Below are 17,944 nucleotides of genomic sequence, written 5' to 3' on the forward strand. Positions count from 1 at the left end.
CGGTACGAGGCGGCGGGACGACGGGGGACGGAACGACGGACGCCGTGGGTCAGACGGCCCGGACGGCGTTCGCCAGGATCGCGTCCCGCAGGAACACCGCCAGGCCCGGCCGGACGGCGTCGTAGTACGCCGTGAACCGCGCGTCGGCCACGTACATCTCACCGAGGCAGGTGTGCGCCTCGTACGAGCAGTCGTAGTGGTTGGCGGTGATCGAACCGCGGTGTTCCTCGGCCAGGTCCATGGCGGCCTCGGACTCCGGGGCGGCCCCGGACTCCAGCAGCCGCGCCAGGCGCCGGTTGATGTCGTCCGCCTGGGCCTGGATGCGCTGCCAGTCCTCCTTCGTATAGGAAGCCGCCCGCCGGGTGGACTGCTCGTACGCGTCGGTGCCGCCCCAGCGCTGCCGGACTTCCGTCACGTGCTCGTCGGGGTCGAAGTCCCCGAAGACCTCGAACTTCTCCTCGGGCGTGAGGTTGATTCCCATCTGGTGTGCCTCCATGGCGTGCTCAACGGCCTTGGCCATCCGCTGGAGCCGGTCGATCCGGTCGGACAGGAGGGCGTGCTGCCGGCGCAGGTGCTCCCTCGGGTCCGAGTCCGGGTCGTCCAGCAGGACCGCGACCTCTTCGAGCGGGAAGCCGAGCTCCCGGTAGAACAGGACGCGCTGCAACCGGTCGAGGTCGGCGTCGTCGTACCGCCGGTGCCCCGCCCCGCTGCGCCCGCTCGGACAGAGCAGGCCGATCTCGTCGTAGTGGTGCAGCGTGCGCACCGTGACTCCGGCGAAACCGGCGACCTGGCCCACGGAGTAGCCCATCGCTCCCGCTCCTCTGGTTGGGTACGCCCTTCACTGTGGGCCCTCACGCGGCGTGAGGTGCAAGTCCGTCCGCTGGGCCGTCGCGCCGCCGTCCGCGTACCGCTGCCGGGCGGGCCGTCCGCGTAGCTGCCCGGCCGGCCCCGGTACCGCTAGCCGGCCGCCCCGGCCTGGGCCACCAGTTCGAAGGCCGTCTTGCCGTCCAGGGACTCGCGCACGATGTCGGCGTGACCGGCGTGCCGGGCGAACTCCTCGACCAGGTGCAGCAGCATCCAGCGCATCGAGACCTTGCCGTCCTTGGGGAACCACGGCGCGTCGGGCAGCGGGAACGTCTGGTCCAGGCTCTCCAGGCCCGCGACGAAACCGGCCGTCTGCGCCGCCACGTCGTCCCAGAAGGCGAGGATCTCCCCGATCGTCTCGTCCCCGACGAGACGGAAGGAGTCGCCCCAGGTCTCCTGCGTGCGCTGCCGTTCGTTCGGCCGCTGCTGTGCCATCCGCAGCCAATTGAGCTCACACTCCGCGGAGTGCTTCAGCAACCCCGACAAGGACAACTCGCTCGCGCTGGGACGGCTCGCCGCCTGCTCCTCGGTCAGGCCGAGCACCGAGCGGCGGAGGCCGCCGCGCTGGGCCTCCACGAAGGACAGGAGCGCCCCGCGCTCATCGCCGTGGGACTCCGCGGGAACGTGCGTGACCATGCTGACCGCCTCCGTAGGTGTGCGTCGTGCTGTCTCTGTCGGCTTTCCCGCCGACAAGAGACACGTTACGGAGACTTGCGGTCAACCTCTGTCCGCAACCCGGCGGTGGGGGCCACAGCGGTGGATCAGCGCGGTGGAACGGAGTGGTGGCTCAGAAGGGGAAGCTCGTCCGGCCGTGCTGCACGGAGATCCACTTCTGGGTGGTGAAGGCCTCCACCGTCGCCTCGCCGTTCAGCCGGCCGAGCCCCGACGCCTTCTCGCCGCCGAACGCCGCCAGCGGCTCGTCGCCGATGGTCGAGTCGTTGACGTGGATCATCCCGGTCTCGATCCGCTGGGCGAACCGCACACCGCGCTCCACGTCCCGGGTGTGCACGGCGCCGCTGAGCCCGTACGGCGTGGCGTTCGTGAGCCGGACCGCCTCGTCCTCGCCGTCGAACACCACCAGCAGCGCCACCGGGCCGAAGATCTCCTGGCCCAGCAGCGGGGAGTCCTCGGGGAGGCCGGCCAGCACGGTGGGTTCGACCAGGTTGCCGCGCGTAGAACCGCGTACGAGCGCCTGCGCGCCCTCCTCGACGGCCCGGTCCACGAGGGCGGTCAGGGCGTCGGCCTGGAAGGAGTTGATCAACGGGCCGATGTGGGTGTCGGCGTCGTGCGGGTCGCCGGTCTTCAGGCCCCGCACCCGGGCCGTGAACTTCTCGGTGAACTCCTCGGCCACGGAGGCGTCCACGAGGATGCGGTTGGCGGCCATACAGACCTGACCCTGGTAGACGAAGCGGCTGAAGACGGCCGCGTCCACCGCGTAGTCGAGGTCGGCGTCGTCGAGCACGACCAGGGCGCTGTTGCCGCTCAGTTCCAGGACGGTCCGCTTGAAGTGGCGGGCGGCGACGGCGCCGACGTGCCGGCCGACCCGGTCGGAACCGGCGAAGGAGATGACCTTGGGGACCGGGTGGGTGAGGATCGCGTCGCCTATCTCGGCGATGTCGGTCACCAGGACGTTCAGCAGTCCGGCCGGGAGCCCCGCGTCCTCGAAGATCTTGGCGATGGCCCCGCCGCCGACCACCGGGGCGTTCTGGTTCGGCTTGATCACGACGGCGTTGCCGAGCGCGAGCGCCGGGGCGACCGACTTCATCGTCACCAGGAAGGGGAAGTTGAAGGGGCTGATGACGGCGATGACGCCGACGGGGAGGCGCTGGACGCGGTTCTCCTTGCCTTCGACCGGCGAGGGCAGGATGCGACCTTCGGGACGGACGGCCAGTTGGATCGCCTCGCGGATGAACTCCATCGCGAGGTGGACCTCGTACTCGGCCTTGGGACGGGTCCCGCCGAGTTCGTCGATCATCGCCTCGACGAGCTCCTTGCGGCGCTCCTCGGTGATCCGCAGGGCCCGCTCCAGGACGGCACGTCTCGCGTACGGGCTGGTGGCGGCCCACTCCCGCTGCGCGCGCTCGGCCGCGCGGTAGGCCTGGTCCACCTGGTCGACGGTGGCCGCGGTGATCGCCGCGAGCTTCTCACCGTTGTAGGGATTGACGTCGATGATGTCCCACGAACCGGCGCCGGGCAGCCATTCGCCATCGATGTACTGGTGAGCCAGGTCGTCGAATATGGACATGCCATCCCTTACTGCGAGCGCGCACCCGTGCGCTGCACCGGAGACCGATCGGTCGTCGTCATGCACTGATCAGACGTCATACTACGTGCGAATCAAGACAGTTGAAGGAGACCGCGCAGGACATCGCGGGTCTGGTCGGGGTCGGGGCAGTCCGCCTGGAGCCGCTCCATCGCCCGGGCGTACTGCGCCACTTCCTCGTCTTTGTCCAGGTAGAGCGCACTGGTGAGCTGTTCCAGATAGACGATGTCCTGGAGGTCGGACTCCGGGAAGCGCAGCAGCGTGAACGCGCCGCTCTCGCCGGCGTGGCCGCCGAAGGAGAAGGGCATCACCTGGAGCTGGACGTTGGGGCGCTGGGACACCTCGATCAGGTGCTCCAACTGACCGCGCATCACGGCGCGGTCGCCGTACGGGCGACGCAGCGCGGCCTCGTCCAGGACGGCGTGGAAGACGGGGGCGTTCTCGGCGACGAGGACCTTCTGCCGCTCCAGGCGCAGCGCGACGCGACGGTCGATCTCGGCGGGGGTGGCGTCGGGCATGCCGCGTTTGACGACCGCCTGGGCGTAGGCCTCGGTCTGCAGCAGCCCGTGGATGAACTGGACCTCGTAGATGCGAATGAGGGAGGCGGCGCCTTCGAGTCCGATGTACGTCTGGAACCAGCCGGGCAGTACGTCGCCGTAACTGTGCCACCAGCCCGCCGCGTTGGCCTCGCGGACCAGACCGAGGAGGGATTCGCGCTCCGCGCCATCCGTGACTCCGTAGAGCGTCAGGAGGTCTTCGACGTCCCGGGCCTTGAAGCTCACCCTTCCCAACTCCAAGCGGCTGATTTTCGATTCGGATGCGCGGATCGAGTAGCCGGCCGCCTCACGGGTGATGCCGCGGGATTCTCGGAGTCGCCTGAGCTGTGAGCCCAGGAGGATGCGGCGCACCACGGAACCGCTGGCTTCTGCGGTCACTAGTCCTGCCCTCCCCATCGCAATGGTGTGCGCGTGGTCAGCGCTGTCGTCTGCGTGCTGCGTCGCCGGGGCCCCCGAACCCCAGGGCCCGCAGTCTGCCACCAAAACGCACCTGCCCGTACTCGTTCTGTAACGGAATCCGGCGTCCCGGAAAAGAAGTCCGTAAGTATGCGTAGGAAGAAATGAGCAAGAACCGTGACGGACGGGACAGGTCCGGCGCGTGCACGTGCATCTGCCCTTGCATCCGGCTTCGGCATTCGGAACGATGGTCCCCGCGCACCTGCGTGCTCTTCGCGCCGGCGCCGGACCCACCCCGCAGTTCTTTCTGGCCGGAGACGCCGCTCCGTCCGCGAATCCCGGGAGTGCCTCGCATGGGGACGAATGGATCGACCATGCTCGAGCCGTTACGGCAGGGGCTGCCCCCGGTCGACCCCACGGCCGTCTCGGGGTCCGCGTCCTGCGCCTTGCCCGCCCGGTTCGAAGCGGTGCGCGGAGCGCGTTCCTTCACCCGCTCGACGTTGTCCCAGTGGGGCCTCGACCAGCGCTTCGACGACGTGTCGCTCGTCGTCTCCGAACTCGTCACCAACGCGCTGCGCCATGCCCTGCCCGACGACGCGCGGGGGGTGGTCGCGGACCCGGACGCCCCGGTACGGCTGCACCTGATGCGGTGGAGCACCCGGCTGGTGTGCGCGGTGCGGGACCCCAGCGAGGACCGGCCCGGCGGTGCGTTCTCGCCCGAGCGGACCGACGAGAACTGCGACCTGGAGTCCGGGCGCGGGCTGTTCCTGGTGGACTCCTACAGCGACAGTTGGGGCTGGCACCCGCTCGCGGGGCGGCTGACCGGCAAGGTCGTCTGGGCGCTGTTCCTGCTCCACGAGTGAGGCGGGTGCGGAGCGACGGCACGCACCCGGACACACACGCGTACACACGCCGGCCGGGATTGATCTCTGCGATCAGTCCCGGCCGGTGCACGTGCATGGCTGGATGTGGCGCTGTACCTCGTGCGGGACGATCAGCGGTTCAGATGACCAGATGATCGAACTCGCCGTCCTTGACGCCCAGCAGCAGCGCCACTATCTCGGCCGGCGTGTAGATGAGCGCCGGGCCGTCCGGGAAGCGCGAGTTGCGCATCGCGACGTCGCCGCCCGGCAGTTTGGCGAACTCGACACAGGAACCTTGCGAATTGCTGTGTCTGCTCTTCTGCCAGGACAGCCCGAACAAGGAAGTGAGTTCTGCAGCTGCCATCCCGTTGTACGCGTGGTCCACAGGAAGCCCCCGATAGTGCAGATGTCAACTGCACCGGATCATAGCTCTGTTCAAGGACTGCTGCACGGGCAGATGCACGTGCACGGAGGGTGCCGTGGTGATCACCGAGACGCCGACTCACACCCCCGCGCCCCCGCTGATCAGGTACGCAGGGCTTCGGAGAGTTCATCCAGCGCCTCCAGCACCTGCCGTGCCGCCGCCCGCAGCACCCCTGACTCCCCGGCCTCCCATCCGGGATCGGCCAGAACGGCCCGAACCGCGCCCGCCTCCGGGACGCGCCCTTCCCGCACCGCGTTCGCCGCCGCCTCGGTGTCGGCCCGTACCGCCTCGGCCGGCGCGGCCGCGCCGGGGGCCGGGGCGTGGGCGCGGTCCGGGATGTGCGCCTCCAGCAGCATGACGGCCCGGCCCAGCGCCGCCACGGCGTCGGCGGCGCCCTCGGCCGCCGCGTGGGACAACCCGCGGTGGCGCACCGGTTCGCCCGCCGCCCGCCCGAGCGCCTCCTGCCAGGCGATCCGGGCGTCCCGGGTGGCCAGCAGCGCCTGACGGACGTCGTCATCGGGCCCGGCGCCGCCCGGATCGGCGTACCGGACGAGCACCGCCTGTGCGTACCGCCCGCACGCCGCCAGCCAGTCGGCGAGGAGGGCGCGCAGCCGAGGCGTCTCCCAGGCCGGGTAGAGGGCGTACCCGGCCATCGCCAGGACACCGCCGACCAGGGTGAGGGTGATCCGGTCGGGAACGGTCTGGTCCCAGCGCAGGCCTCCCATCCCGAGCAGGAACACCACGTAGGCGGAGACACAGGCCTGCGCGACGACGTAACCGGTGCGCATCAGCGCGTACATCAGACCCGCGCTGAGCACGGCCAACAGTCCGGAGAGGTACATCCCCGGCTGCGCGATCCGCACGGCGGCGGTGGCGACCGAGACGCCGACCAGCGTGCCGCCGAAACGGGCGACCGCCCGTGACCAGGTCTGGGTGAAATCGGGCCGCATCACCATCACGGAGGCCATCGGCGCCCAGTAGCCGTGCCCGAACGGCAGCGCCTGGCCGATGGCGTAGCCCGCGCAGACGACGGCGGTGACCCGCACGGCGTGCCGCAGCACCCTTGAGCCGGGCCTCAGTTCGGCCCGTACCGCCCTCGCCACCAGCGGTACCAGGGCGGGCAGTGTGGGCCGCAGCATCGCGGCGCCGGGATCGGCGGTCCGGCCGGACCCCGGCTCCGCGGTCTCCAGTACGTCGTCCAGCAGCGCGCTCAGCCGGCGCGCGGCCCGCAGCGGGGCGCCCCGGAGCAGGTCGTCCCGGTCCGGGGCTTTCAGCACGGCCAGGGAGGACGCCGGGAGCCGGACGGGTTCCCCGTCCCGGATCGCCCGCGCCGCGGCGTCCAGGACCGCTCCGGCGGCGGCGAGGAGCTCGGACACCCGGTCCCGCGCCGGGCCCTCGGCGGGCGCCCCGACCGCCGGGTCGGCCAGTGAGGCCAGCACCGGCCGGATGCGCTCCGCGAGCCCCCGCGCCCCGTGCAGTTCGGCGGGCCGACGACGGGCCTGTCGGGCGGTGACGGCGGCGGCGTCCCGCGCCTTCATCAGGGGCTGCGGGTCGAAGGGCGCCAAGGGGTCGTGGCGCAGCCGGCGGGCGTAGTCGGCCTCGGCGGCGAGCGCGTCGGCGAGGGCGTCGCGCTGGGCGCCCCAGCGGCGGATCGGGAACAGGACGATGAGCAGTGCCTGCACGACACCGCCGGCGGCGATCATCGCGGCGTGACCGGCCGCCTGCGGGACGGACGTCGGCAGGGTGACGGTGACCAGCATGATCGCGACGTTGCCCGAGGCGATGATCCCGGTGGTGGGGCCGGCCGCCCACAACAGGCCCGCGAGGAAGGTCCAGAGGGCGAGCAGGGCCAGGAACGCCAGGGTGTGGCGGGAGCCGACCAGGTAGCCGACGAAGGTGGACACCGCCAGCGTCAGGCCGGAGGCCAGCGCCAGCACGGGGCGCGGGCGCCAGCTCTGCTGGAAGGTGGCGATGGCGGCCGTGAACGCGCCGAAAGCAGAGCTGGCCGCGGCGCCCGGGCCGAGGAGGGTCAGCCCGACGCCGATCACGATCGCCAGCCCGGCCGCGGCGCGCACGGCGACGAGCGGCTCCAGCCGGGCCCGCTCGATCTTCATGCCGGCCCGGGCGGTGTCCTTCAGGGCCCGGAGCCAGCTCATGGGAGCGAGCGTAACGGGACGGGCGCGGCCGGGAGCGGAGCCCGCGGCCGACGGCGCGCGGTGGGGGCGCCGGCCTGGGGGCTCGGCCGGCCGGGGATGCCGGCCGGGGATGCCGGCCGGGGATGCCGGCCGGGGGAGCGGCCGGGAAGGCTCAGCCGGGGAGGGGGTGCCGGCGGCCGGCCATGTGGGCGCGGTCGGCGGCGGCCGTGCCGTCCTCCCAGCCCGCGTGGTCGGTGGCACCGCGTAGGCGGGTGGTCGTGGTGCGGGGGAACATCTCCTCCGCCCGGGAGGTGACGGCGACGTCGCGGGCCACCAGCGCGGGCAGGTGGGCCGGGCTCTCGGACGCGGTGTGCTCCGCGGTCTCGGCCAGGCGGTGGCCGAGCCGGCTGGCGTAGGCGAGGAGGAAGGACTGCCGGAAGGTCTTGGTGCGCTTCCGGCCGCCTGAGCGCTGCGCGGCCTCGGCGCGGGTCATCGCCGCCGTACCCTGCACGAGCAGCGAGGTGTACAGCAGCTCCACCGCCTCCAGGTCGCTCTCGAAGCCGACCACCGTGGAGAAGAAGAAGCCGCTGTTCCACACCGCCCGGCAGCGGTTCGCGGTGGCCACCGCGTCGAGGAGTACGGCCTTCGCCTCCTCGTACGGCGGCTCGACACCGATGCGACAGGCACCGGGCGTCCGCGCCGGCCCCCCGCCCCCGGCCGCGAGCAGGGCCTCGTCGACGGTGTGTCGGGCCATCAGCTCCTGGGCCTTGGCGCTCAGCGCCTCCGCCTCCTCCGGGTAGGTGGTGGCCTCGGCCTTCGCGAGCAGCGCGCGGATGCGGCCGAGCATCCGGGGCTCGATGTGGGCGTGCTCGGCGAGGTCGGTCGGGTCGCCCGGGAGCGGGCCGACCGGTTCGATCGACGGCAGCCGGATCAGCAGCCGGAACGTCTCCAGCACCGCCGTCGCCAGCGTGAACCGGTCCGTCTTCTCGCGCTGCGCGAGCCGGTCGCCGTAGCGGGCGTCCCGCGACCACCACACCTCGGCGTCGGTCCACCGCTCCGGCAGCCGGGCGTAGCGGCGCGCCTCGGCGGCGATGAGGTCGCAGGCGATCCGTACGTGCCGCTCCTCCAACTCCCGCCGGACCAACCGCAGCACGTCCGCCGGCCGCCAGCCCCGCTCCCAGGCCTGCCGCACGTACGTCTCCCCCCGCGCCAACAACTCCGCCGCGACCCCGCCCCACCGGGCGTCATCGGCGGCGAGCAGCGAGGCACCGGTATCCAGCGCGGCGTCGTCCTGGGCATAGAGAGCTGCTCCGCAGGCACGGTCGACGATGTCTTTCACCCCTCCAGCCTGACACGCCCCCCACCCCCCTCACCCTGCCCCCCTGCCAGGCCGGGGGTGACCCAGCCCCGCCGGCGATCGAGGCCCGGGGCCGGCCACATCCAGCCCCGCCGGCGATCGAGGCGCAGGGCCCGGGGCGGAGCCCCGAAACCCGGCACAGCCGGGTCCGCCCCGCGCCACACCCCCGCACCCAACCCGACCGGGCCGGGCCGGGCCGCCACATCCAGCCCCGCCGGCGATTGAGGCGCGGGGCCCGGGGCGGGCCCCGGACGGCCCCGCGCAGGCGGAGCCGCCCCGCGCCACACCCCACCGGCACCCCCCACTGTCGGCCCCCGGTGGGACACTCGCACCCATGAACGAGCACGCCACCCGCTGGGCCCTCGCCGAGGGCGCCGACGGCTGGTGGCACGCCGCCCCCCTGTCCCCCACCGGGGCCGCCCCACTCCGGGTGCGCGACCCCGCGGAGGCAGTCCGCGCCGCGCCCAAGGACACGCGGTGGGTCTGGCAGTCGACCACCGCCGTCTACCCCCGCCTGCTCACCGCCGGGGTACGTGTCGAGCGGTGCTACGACATCGAGGAGGCCGAGCAACTGCTGCTCCGCCACGAGGGCCGGTTCGGGGAGCCCCGTTCCGCCGCAGCCGCCTGGGCCCGGCTGCGGGGTCTGCCGGTCCCGCCCGACCCCCCGGCACGCGCCGCGGAACCCGGGGCTCAGGACTCGCTCTTCGATCCGCGGCCGGCCCCCGTCCCCCTGGACGCCGTCATCGCCGTCCACGCCGACCAGGCGGCCCGGCACGACGCCACCGCCCACCCCGACCGCACGCGCCTGCTGACCGCCGCCGAATCCGCCGCGTTCCTCATCGCCGCCGAGATGCACCGCGCCGGACTGCCTTGGCGGGCCGACGTACACCGGGCCCTGCTCACCGAACTGCTCGGCGAGCGCTACGCCGGCAGCGGCCAACCCAGACGTCTCGCGGAGCTCACCGATCGGATCTCCGCCGCGTTCGGCCGCCGTGTGCACCCCGAGCTGCCTGCCGATGTCGTCAAGGCCTTCGCCGAGGCCGGTATCAAGCTCAAGTCCACCCGGCGCTGGGAGATCCAGGGGCTCGACCACCCGGCCGTGGCCCCGCTCATCGAGTTCAAGAAGCTGTACCGGATCTACACCGCCCACGGCTGGTCCTGGCTCGGGGACTGGGTCCACGACGGCCGCTTCCGGCCCGAGTTCATCCCCGGCGGCACCCTGACGGGCCGCTGGGTGACCAATGGCGGCGGCGCCCTGCAGATCCCCAAGGTGATCCGCCGGGCGGTCGTCGCCGACCCCGGCTGGCGGCTCGTCGTCGCCGACGCCGACCAGATGGAACCGCGCGTGCTCGCCGCGATCTCCCGCGATCCGGCCTTCATGGAGGTGGCCGGGCGCCCGGAGGACCTCTACACGTCCATCTCCCGCCAAGGCTTCTCCGGTGACCGGGACAAGGCCAAGCTGGCAGTGCTCGGCGCCGTCTACGGACAGACCTCCGGAGACGGCCTCAAGAACCTGGCCGCGCTCCGCCGCAGGTTCCCCCGGGCCGTGGCGTACGTGGACGACGCCGCGAAGGCGGGCGAAGAGGGTCGACTGGTACGCACCTGGCTCGGCCGGACCTGCCCGCCACCCGCTGGCTCCACCGAGGACGACGGCGAGGCCGGGCTCCCGCAGGACCGGGAGGACGGCGCCTGGACCCCCGGGTATGCCTCGACCGACACCCGCGCCCGGGGCCGCTTCACGCGCAACTTCGTCGTTCAGGGCAGCGCCGCCGACTGGGCGCTGCTGATGCTCGCCGCGCTGCGGCAGTCCATCGCCGGCGCGGGGCTCCGCGCCGAACTGGTCTTCTTCCAGCACGACGAGGTGATCGTGCACTGCCCGGCCGAGGAGACCGAGGCCGTGGCAGAGGCCATCCGCGCCGCCGGTGACCTGGCCGGACGGATCACCTTCGGCGACACCCCGGTCCGCTTCCCGTTCAGTACGGCCGTCGTGGAGTGCTACGCGGACGCGAAGTGAGCGGATGTTTCACGTGAAACACGCCTGATCCGGCAGCGGTTCGCCTCAACCCGGCTCGGCTCTCAGCCGAGGTCGTGGAAGTAGATGTGGTACCCCTCCCGCACGAACCCCTCCGACTCGTACAGGCCCTGCGCGATGTGGTTGTCGTAGGCCGTCTCCAGCTGGACGCCGGCGACACCGGCCTCCGCCGCCCGGCGCAAGACCTCGCGCAGCAGCGCCCGTCCCGCGCCTGTGCGGCGGCCGGAGGGGGCCACGTACAGGTCGCTGAGGACCCACATGGGTCGCAGCAGCAGTGACGCGAAGGTCCGGTAGACCTGGGCGAAGCCGACCGTTCCCCCCTCCGGGACGTCGGCCAGGAGGACCAGCGACTCGTCACCCCTGATTCGCTCGGCGAGGAAGGCAGCCGGGGCGCCAGGGTCTTCGACCTTCACCTCGTAGAAGTCGAGGTAGCCGCGGAACAGCTCGGCCGCCACCTCGACATCCGCCTCTCCGGCCACCCGCAACCACACCTGCTCGTCCGGGCGTCCCGGCGTCTGCTCGTCCATGCCGCCCATTGTGCGGGAACGGGTTCGGCGGCGCGGCGGGGGCAGTTGGTGTGGGGGCAGTCGGTGCGAGGGCAGTGGAAGGAGGGTTCAGTGACCGGTCACGGGCTGGGCGGGCAGATCGAAGACGTGCTTCGGAGTCACCGTCTTGGTGATCGCCTGGCCGAAGAGAGTGCTGGGCTCGGAACCCTGGTACGTGATGTCCGTGTTGAGCAGTACCACCAGCGTGGCCTGCGGACCGGGGAGGTAGATGGTCAGGGACTCGTAGCCGGGTAGTGAACCGTTGTGCCCGATCCAGCCTTCGACGTTGAAGATGCCGAGCCCGTAACCGGAGTCCGGGATGTTGTCCGCCTCCACGACCTTCAACCGCTGGGCCTGGGTCCGTGGCGTCAGCAGTGTGCCGGTGGCCAGCACCTTGGCCCATGTCCTCAGGTCGTCGCGGTCGGAGATCATCGCTCCGGCGGCCCAGCCCCATGAGGGGTTCCAGTCCGCCGCGTCCTCCGTCTTCCCGGAGGCCGTCTGGTTCGTGTAGCCCTGCGCGTGCGGGTTCGGGAACTCGGCGCCGGAGGGGAACAGTGTGTGGTGCAGCCCCGCGGGCTCGATCACGTTGTGCCGGATGTAGTCGGAGAGCTTGTCCCCACTGACCTTCTCCACCACCAGACCGAGCAGGATCAGGTTCGTGTTGCAGTAGAAGAACTGGGCTCCCGGCGCGAACATCACGGGGTGCTTGAAGGAGTACGCCAGCAGTTCCCGCGGGGTGAACGGGCGGCGGGGGTTGCTGGTCAGCGCCTTGTAGAACCCGGGGTCCGCGGAGTAGTTGAACAGGCCGCTGCGCATCTCGGCGAGCTGGCGCAGGGTGATCTTGTCGCCGTTGGGGACCCCTGAGATGTACTTGCCGATGGGGTCGTCGAGCCCGATCTTTCCCTCGTCGACCAGCTTCAGCAGGGCGGTGACCGTGAAGGTCTTGGTCTCGCTTCCGATCCGCATGTACAGGTTCGGTGTCATCGGGGCGCCGGTCGCCTTGTCGGCCACCCCGAAGGCACGCTCGTAGGTCCCCTTGCCGGGTGCCGAGAGGGAGACGATCACCCCGGGGACCTGGGCTTCCCTCATCACTTTCCGGACGTCCTCGTCCAACTGGCGCTTCACGGCCGGCGTCAGCTGGGCGAACTCGTCGGACGCCGAGGGCGACGGCTGCGCCGTCGTACGCGTCACGGATGCCGGTACGGACGAGGATGCCGGCGTATCCCAGGCGTAGCCGGCGCTCACTCCGAGCGGCACCACCACGAGCCCCACCGCGGCCGCCCCGACCGCCGCACCGCGCCACCGTTTCGTCATGCCTGGCCTCCTACCACGAGACCCCCGAGCACCACCAACCCAACCTAGCCCGCCCTCCTCACGCCGGCGACCGGAACCAGCCACCGGGCGGTCCGGGGCGCCGCGGCAGAAACCGGGGAGGACAGGGGTCGCGGAACCGAACGGCGGGACATCGGAAGGCCGTTGGCCGCGCGCTGCACAGTAGACGCACCGACGCGCACTCGGGACCACAGCCAGCGACGACTACGCGTGGTGACCCCCGATCCCACCAAGTGGATCTTCTCTTTCGGGTGCGCGGATCGGATGTTAGCTTGCCCCACGCCATCACACGCCAGAGCGTCACCGGGACGGGCGGCCGCGATGCTTCGTGGCCGGAAGGAGACACCAGTGGGTCATCAGGCGGCTGCTCAGCAGCTTCGTGCTGCCACACCCGAGATCATCGAGGCGTACCGAGCGGCGCTGGGACGACTCGGCAGCCCACTGGTGTCCCGCGAGGACATCTGGCGGCAGTGCCGCCATCAGGCGCAGAACATCGTGGCCGAGTGCGCGCAGGCCTTGGAGGCCGGTCAGCACGCCGAGCCCCCGGGGGTCCGGGAGTACTCCCGGCTGCTGGGAGCCCACCGGGTGGTCCAGCAGGTGCCGGTGTCCGAGTCGGTGCGGGCGGCGGAGGTGCTCTGGCAGGCCATGCAGGTGGCGGTGGGAGAGGCCGTCGAACTGGTGGAGGTCGATCAGCGGCACACCGCGGCGCAGACGGTGAGCACCGCATTCCGGGCCGCTGCCGGGAGCCGGCTGTACCAGGGGATCAGGGGATACGAGGAGGCTCAGCGGCCGTCCGCCCCCGAAGCGTCGGAGCGGGGCTCCGAGCCCCTGGTGGACGCGGCGGACGCGCAAGTGCTCGACCTGTTGACGCTGAGGGAGCGGCAGATCCTGGAAGCGGTGCGCGCGGGACTGACGAACCGCCTGATAGGGCGCCGGTTCGAGATCAGCGAGGCGACCGTCAAGCGCCATCTGCACAACGCCTACCGCAAGCTCGGAGCCGGCTCCCGGGTCCAGGCTCTGAACAAGGCCTTCCCGGGCCAGGGTTGACGCCCCCGCGGGCTCACCCGACGACGGGCACGCCGCCGAGTCCGGCGCCGAACGCGACCAGCATCAGCAGGTTCGCGACGTACTGCGTCACCATGAACGCCCGGTAGGCTCCGCGCCGTTGTTCGCGGTCGGCGTGCGCCCGTCGGGCGTCCCCGACCACCCGGAAGACGACCCACACCGCCCCGGCCGCCACCGGCGCCGTCCCCAGGAGCGCCTGCGGCGCCCACAGCGCGGCCGACGCGGCGCCGACCGCGCCGACCAGGACGGCGCCCGCCACAGCCAGGGCCCGCGCCGCCGGCACGCCGCGGACGACCGCCACCGTCCGCCGCCCCCCGGCCGCGTCCCCGCCGGCATCGCCCAGGTCCTTGACCAGGGAGCCGACCAAGGCCATCCAGGCCGACATCACGCAGCCGAACACCGCGCCCGTCACGGTCCACCCGGACCCGGCCGCCGAGACACCGGCCGCGTACGAGGTCGCGCCCAGACCGAACACCACCACCGCGCAGAGCACGCTCGACTCCTTCGCCCGCACCGGAGGGGCCGAGTAGGCCCAGCCGAGCAGCAGGAAGCCCACGACCCACCCGAACACCCCGGCCCCCGCCAGCCCGCCGAACGCCAGCGCGGCGACGGCCAGCAGGGCCGTGACGGTAGCGGCGGAGCGGACCGAGAGGTCGCCCCGGGCGATCGGGCGCCGCGAGCCGTTCGCCCGGTCCTCCCGGACGTCCGTCACCCCATTGAGCAGGTACGCGCAGGCGACGGCGCACCACCAGGCCGCCATGCCGAGCACGACCCGGCCCGGCGCCTGCGGCGGCTCGGCGGCGGACACCGTCCCCACCGCGAAACGCAGCAGGAAGACCAGCTGTACCGACGGGCGTGCCTCGGCCCAGCACAGGCGGGCCGCCTGCGCCGCGGCAGAGAATCGGAGACCCGGAATGCGAGCCGGAACGGGGACGCTCAGGTAGCCAGCGGAATTCATGGCCGCAGCCTAGGAATCGCCTCGGGCGCATCGCCATACAACCATCGGCGTACGCGGTGTACACCCACACTGGACCCTTGGTGGCAAGGCGTTGCGGAATCCAGAATTCCTGCGACACGATGGCGATGCCGCGGCCCGGTGACCCTGATCCGGAGGCCACGGTGGGGGTAATGGAAAACACCCGTACCGGAATCTCTGCCTCCGCGAATGCGCCGGAGTGCGCGGCACGCCCCGGAAAAGGGGCACCGACCCCCTCGCTCCCCCTCATTCGAAACGGCAGGGCCCGTAGAAATGGATGCTCAGGTGGAAAGGTCGCAGCAGACCACGAAGCTGATCTCCCAGACGCAAGTCCTCGAAGGTGGAGGGGGATGGCACCGCGCCGCCCTCGACGAGATCGCATCACGGCTCGCCGGTCCGGACTTCCCGTGCGTCTTCTCCCGGAACGCGTTCCGGAAGCGACTCCTGAGGTTCGCCTTCGTGGAGAGCGCCGACGGCGACGGCTTCCGGCACCTGGCGCAGGCCCTCACCGAGTACGTCGAGTTGTCCCGGGACTGGGACGGTCAGCTCGACACCGCGTATCCGCTGCTCGTGATGTTCTCGAAGGAGGCGGTCACCGCCCGCACCGTGGAGGAGTACCACGCCTTCGGTTGGCAGGTGCTGCAAGAGCTGCACCATCTCGATCCCGCGCCCTGGCCGACCGACGTCGGCGACGATCCGGATTCCGCATCCTGGTCGATGTGCTTCGACGGGATGCCGTTGTTCTGCAACATGAGCAATCCGGCACACCGGAACCGACGCAGCAGAAACCTCGGCGAACACTTCGTCATCGTCATCAACCCGCGGGAACGGTTCGACGTTTTCGCCGGCGAGACGCCGAGCGGCCGAAAGGTCCGCGCGAACATCCGCAACCGAATACACCGCTACGACGGAATGCGACACTCGCCGCAATTGGGCTCGTACGGCGTCGGCGCCCTCGAATGGCTCCAGTACGGGCTCATCGAGGAAAACGCCGAGCGAAAGGGAGTCTGCCCTTTCCGACCCCAGACGGCTTTTGAAAACGAACAGGAGATCCTCACCAAATGATCGAACTCATCGTGTGCCAGGGGCGGGTGGCGGACCGGGAGCCCCGGATGATCGAGGGCGCCGCCCGCATCGCGCGGGCCCTGGAGGAGCGCTACGGACTCACCGGCCGCTTCATCGGGGAGCCCGAGCCCCCCGCGGACGACGACTGGAGCGTCAGCCTCCCCCAAGCCCGGGACACGCTGACCGGGCTGCGCCGCGCCGTCACCGAGAGCATCGCGAACGGCAGCCGGACGGTCATGATCTCCAACACCTGCTCGGCGAGCCTCGGCACCCTGCCGGTGGTGGCCAGGGAGCACCCGGACGCCGTGGTGCTCTACATCGACGGGCACGGCGACTTCAACACGCCGGAGACGACCGGCACCGGCTACCTGGGCGGCATGGTCCTCGCCGGCGCCTGCGGGCTCTGGGACAGCGGCCACGGCTCCGGCCTGCGGCCCGGGCAGGCCGTCCTGGTAGGGTCCCGCGACATCGACGAGGCCGAGGCCGAGCTGATCGCCGCGCACGGCGTCCGGGTCATCCCCCCGGCGCAGACGACGGCGGAGAACATCCTGGCCGCCATCGGCGACTCCCCGGTGTGGGTGCACATCGACTGGGACGTCCTCGAACCGGGCCACGTACCGGCCGACTACACCGTGCCGGACGGCCTGCTCCCCGCGCAGATCCGGGCGATCTTCGAGGCGATCCCGGCGGAGCAGCTCCGCGGCGTCGAACTGGCGGAGTTCAACGCCCCGTTGGACGAGGAACTCAGCGCGCTGGCGGTAGAGACGATCCTCGACATGGTCGCCCCCGCCTTCGAGAAGGTTCCGGCCGCCCGGCCCTGACCGCCGCAGCCCCCGCAGCCTTCGCAGCCTTCGCAAGAGAAGCCTCCGTAAAGACCGCCGGAGAACACCCCACGGGCGCGGCCGACCGCCCCGCCGGGCCCCTGCGGCCGGCCCCGCCCCCACCGGCCCCGCCCCACCCGTCAGATCCCCGCGGACAGCCCCGCTGGTTCCGCCTGCCAAGGAGTACTTTCCGATGCCCCTCAACCACAGCATCCTCGACACCATCGGCCGCACCCCGATCGTCAGGCTGAACCGCATGGCTCCCGCGCACACCACGGTCTACGTGAAGGTGGAGTCCTTCAACCCCGGCGGCTCGGTGAAGGACCGCCTCGCGCTCTCCGTCGTCCTCGACGCCGAGGCGAAGGGTCTCCTCAAGCCCGGCGACACCATCGTCGAATGCACTTCCGGCAACGTGGGCATCGCCCTGGCCATGGTGGCCGCGGCCCGGGGCTACCGGTTCGTGGCCGTGATGGGCGACACGTACTCGGCGGAACGGCGCAAGCTGATCCGCGCCTACGGCGGCAGGGTGCTCCTCTTCCCGGGCCACCTCGGCAGCAGCGGCGGCAACCGGATCGCTGACGAACTCGCCGCCGAGCACGGCTGGTTCCGGGCCAACCAGTTCGACAACCCGGCCAACCCCGCCTACCACCGCGAGACCACCGCCTCGGAGATCCTCGGCGACTTCGCGGGCAAGCGGCTCGACTACTTCGTCACCGGGTTCGGCACCAGCGGCACCCTCACCGGCGTCGGGCAGATGCTGAAGACGGCCCGCCCCGAGGTCCGCGTCGTCGCCGCCGAACCGGACAACGCCGCCGTCCTCGCCGGACAGGAATGGAACGTCCACCGGATCCAGGGCTGGGCCCCGAACTTCGTCCCGGGCGTGCTCGACGCGAGCGTCATCGACCAGTTGGTGACCGTCGACGAGGTGGAAGGGCGCGACACGGCGCGCCGGCTCGCCGCCGAGGAGGGCATCTTCACGGGCATCTCGGCCGGAGCCACCCTGGCGACCGCGCTGCGCGTCGCCGAGACCGCCCCGGCCGGGTCCGTACTCCTCGCCATGCTCCCGGACACCGGCGAGCGCTACCTCTCCACGTTCCTCATGGAGGGGATGGTCGAGGGCTCGGACGACGAGTGGCTCGCCTCCCTGGCGACGGACGAGGGCGCGGCCTGACCGGGCGGACGGATCGGCCCCACCGCCGAGCACCCCGCCGCCCCGCCGTGCACATCGACACCTTGCGGCTCGGCACCA

General features: G+C 71.7%; 16 protein-coding genes. 6 read left to right on the forward strand and 10 right to left on the reverse strand.

Features of this window, described 5'->3' with window-relative positions:
- Positions 1–49: 49 nt before the first annotated feature.
- The 4 genes from E6R62_RS28705 to E6R62_RS28720 all read right to left on the reverse strand — a co-directional run bounded on the left by E6R62_RS28705 (position 50) and on the right by E6R62_RS28720 (position 4,080).
- Positions 50–808 carry a MerR family transcriptional regulator gene (locus E6R62_RS28705; RefSeq protein ID WP_136216397.1) on the reverse strand — a complete coding sequence of 253 codons (759 nt, stop codon included), beginning with the start codon at positions 806–808 and terminating at the stop codon, positions 50–52.
- A 149-nt stretch (positions 809–957) separates the two neighbouring features.
- Positions 958–1,500 (reverse strand): DinB family protein, encoded by a 543-nt coding sequence (locus E6R62_RS28710; protein ID WP_136216398.1) that lies wholly within the window; start codon positions 1,498–1,500, stop codon positions 958–960.
- Positions 1,501–1,651: 151 nt separating this feature from the next.
- Positions 1,652–3,109, reverse strand: coding sequence for an aldehyde dehydrogenase family protein (locus E6R62_RS28715; protein WP_136216399.1), 1,458 nt, complete (start codon positions 3,107–3,109; stop codon positions 1,652–1,654).
- 92 nt (positions 3,110–3,201) lie between these two features.
- A complete protein-coding gene (locus tag E6R62_RS28720; RefSeq protein WP_136216400.1) occupies positions 3,202–4,080 on the reverse strand; it encodes a helix-turn-helix transcriptional regulator in 879 nt (292 codons plus the stop codon).
- A 374-nt stretch (positions 4,081–4,454) separates the two neighbouring features.
- Here E6R62_RS28720 and E6R62_RS28725 point away from each other — a divergent pair, with 374 nt between their 5' ends.
- A complete protein-coding gene (locus E6R62_RS28725; protein ID WP_136216401.1) occupies positions 4,455–4,943 on the forward strand; it encodes an ATP-binding protein in 489 nt (162 codons plus the stop codon).
- 139 nt (positions 4,944–5,082) lie between these two features.
- Here E6R62_RS28725 and E6R62_RS28730 read toward each other — a convergent pair whose 3' ends face one another.
- The 3 genes from E6R62_RS28730 to E6R62_RS28740 all read right to left on the reverse strand — a co-directional run bounded on the left by E6R62_RS28730 (position 5,083) and on the right by E6R62_RS28740 (position 8,841).
- Positions 5,083–5,328 carry a DUF397 domain-containing protein gene (locus E6R62_RS28730; RefSeq protein ID WP_136216402.1) on the reverse strand — a complete coding sequence of 82 codons (246 nt, stop codon included), beginning with the start codon at positions 5,326–5,328 and terminating at the stop codon, positions 5,083–5,085.
- Between the two features lie 140 nt (positions 5,329–5,468).
- Positions 5,469–7,523, reverse strand: coding sequence for an FUSC family protein (locus E6R62_RS28735; protein WP_136216403.1), 2,055 nt, complete (start codon positions 7,521–7,523; stop codon positions 5,469–5,471).
- A 151-nt stretch (positions 7,524–7,674) separates the two neighbouring features.
- Entirely contained in the window at positions 7,675–8,841 is a 1,167-nt protein-coding gene (locus E6R62_RS28740; RefSeq protein WP_136216404.1) for a DUF2786 domain-containing protein, read from the reverse strand.
- 352 nt (positions 8,842–9,193) lie between these two features.
- Here E6R62_RS28740 and E6R62_RS28745 point away from each other — a divergent pair, with 352 nt between their 5' ends.
- Positions 9,194–10,873, forward strand: coding sequence for a bifunctional 3'-5' exonuclease/DNA polymerase (locus E6R62_RS28745; RefSeq protein ID WP_136216405.1), 1,680 nt, complete (start codon positions 9,194–9,196; stop codon positions 10,871–10,873).
- A gap of 62 nt (positions 10,874–10,935) precedes the next feature.
- Here the strand turns inward: E6R62_RS28745 and E6R62_RS28750 are convergent, their stop codons facing one another.
- The gene (locus tag E6R62_RS28750) at positions 10,936–11,418 is read right to left on the reverse strand and encodes a GNAT family N-acetyltransferase (RefSeq protein ID WP_206308871.1); all 483 of its coding nucleotides are present in this window, start codon (positions 11,416–11,418) and stop codon (positions 10,936–10,938) included.
- An 87-nt stretch (positions 11,419–11,505) separates the two neighbouring features.
- Positions 11,506–12,750, reverse strand: a complete 1,245-nt coding sequence (locus tag E6R62_RS28755; RefSeq protein WP_136216407.1) for a serine hydrolase — start codon at positions 12,748–12,750, stop codon at positions 11,506–11,508.
- 366 nt (positions 12,751–13,116) lie between these two features.
- On the opposite strand from E6R62_RS28755, the gene E6R62_RS41285 reads away from it, so the two are divergent.
- A complete protein-coding gene (locus E6R62_RS41285; protein ID WP_240801964.1) occupies positions 13,117–13,815 on the forward strand; it encodes a helix-turn-helix transcriptional regulator in 699 nt (232 codons plus the stop codon).
- Positions 13,816–13,828: 13 nt separating this feature from the next.
- On the opposite strand, the gene E6R62_RS28765 is transcribed toward E6R62_RS41285, so the two are convergent.
- Positions 13,829–14,791 carry a UbiA family prenyltransferase gene (locus tag E6R62_RS28765; protein WP_136216408.1) on the reverse strand — a complete coding sequence of 321 codons (963 nt, stop codon included), beginning with the start codon at positions 14,789–14,791 and terminating at the stop codon, positions 13,829–13,831.
- A gap of 291 nt (positions 14,792–15,082) precedes the next feature.
- On the opposite strand from E6R62_RS28765, the gene E6R62_RS28770 reads away from it, so the two are divergent.
- The 3 genes from E6R62_RS28770 to cysK all read left to right on the forward strand — a co-directional run bounded on the left by E6R62_RS28770 (position 15,083) and on the right by cysK (position 17,866).
- The gene (locus tag E6R62_RS28770; RefSeq protein WP_136216409.1) at positions 15,083–15,874 is read left to right on the forward strand and encodes a YqcI/YcgG family protein; all 792 of its coding nucleotides are present in this window, start codon (positions 15,083–15,085) and stop codon (positions 15,872–15,874) included.
- Positions 15,871–16,695: an arginase family protein gene (locus E6R62_RS28775; RefSeq protein ID WP_136216410.1), complete on the forward strand. Its 825-nt coding sequence runs from the start codon at positions 15,871–15,873 to the stop codon at positions 16,693–16,695. The genes E6R62_RS28770 and E6R62_RS28775 overlap by 4 nt, the downstream gene beginning before the upstream one ends.
- A 193-nt stretch (positions 16,696–16,888) precedes the next feature.
- Entirely contained in the window at positions 16,889–17,866 is a 978-nt protein-coding gene (gene cysK, locus E6R62_RS28780) for a cysteine synthase A (protein ID WP_136216411.1), read from the forward strand.
- The last annotated feature ends 78 nt before the right edge of the window (positions 17,867–17,944 follow it).

It is taken from the genome of Streptomyces sp. A1136, assembly GCF_004795055.1.
In the GTDB taxonomy this organism is placed as follows: domain Bacteria; phylum Actinomycetota; class Actinomycetes; order Streptomycetales; family Streptomycetaceae; genus Streptomyces.

Bases quoted from the DNA above. Each gene is read 5' to 3' on its own strand.
- E6R62_RS28750 (WP_206308871.1), bottom strand. From the start codon at position 11,418: ATGGACGAGCAGACGCCGGGACGCCCGGACGAGCAGGTGTGGTTGCGG.
- E6R62_RS28720 (WP_136216400.1), bottom strand. From the start codon at position 4,080: ATGGGGAGGGCAGGACTAGTGACCGCAGAAGCCAGCGGTTCCGTGGTG.
- E6R62_RS28775 (WP_136216410.1), top strand. From the start codon at position 15,871: ATGATCGAACTCATCGTGTGCCAGGGGCGGGTGGCGGACCGGGAGCCC.
- cysK (WP_136216411.1), top strand. From the start codon at position 16,889: ATGCCCCTCAACCACAGCATCCTCGACACCATCGGCCGCACCCCGATC.
- E6R62_RS28710 (WP_136216398.1), bottom strand. From the start codon at position 1,500: ATGGTCACGCACGTTCCCGCGGAGTCCCACGGCGATGAGCGCGGGGCG.
- E6R62_RS28705 (WP_136216397.1), bottom strand. From the start codon at position 808: ATGGGCTACTCCGTGGGCCAGGTCGCCGGTTTCGCCGGAGTCACGGTG.
- E6R62_RS28715 (WP_136216399.1), bottom strand. From the start codon at position 3,109: ATGTCCATATTCGACGACCTGGCTCACCAGTACATCGATGGCGAATGG.
- E6R62_RS28735 (WP_136216403.1), bottom strand. From the start codon at position 7,523: ATGAGCTGGCTCCGGGCCCTGAAGGACACCGCCCGGGCCGGCATGAAG.
- E6R62_RS28765 (WP_136216408.1), bottom strand. From the start codon at position 14,791: ATGAATTCCGCTGGCTACCTGAGCGTCCCCGTTCCGGCTCGCATTCCG.
- E6R62_RS28770 (WP_136216409.1), top strand. From the start codon at position 15,083: ATGGATGCTCAGGTGGAAAGGTCGCAGCAGACCACGAAGCTGATCTCC.
- E6R62_RS28725 (WP_136216401.1), top strand. From the start codon at position 4,455: ATGCTCGAGCCGTTACGGCAGGGGCTGCCCCCGGTCGACCCCACGGCC.
- E6R62_RS28755 (WP_136216407.1), bottom strand. From the start codon at position 12,750: ATGACGAAACGGTGGCGCGGTGCGGCGGTCGGGGCGGCCGCGGTGGGG.
- E6R62_RS28745 (WP_136216405.1), top strand. From the start codon at position 9,194: ATGAACGAGCACGCCACCCGCTGGGCCCTCGCCGAGGGCGCCGACGGC.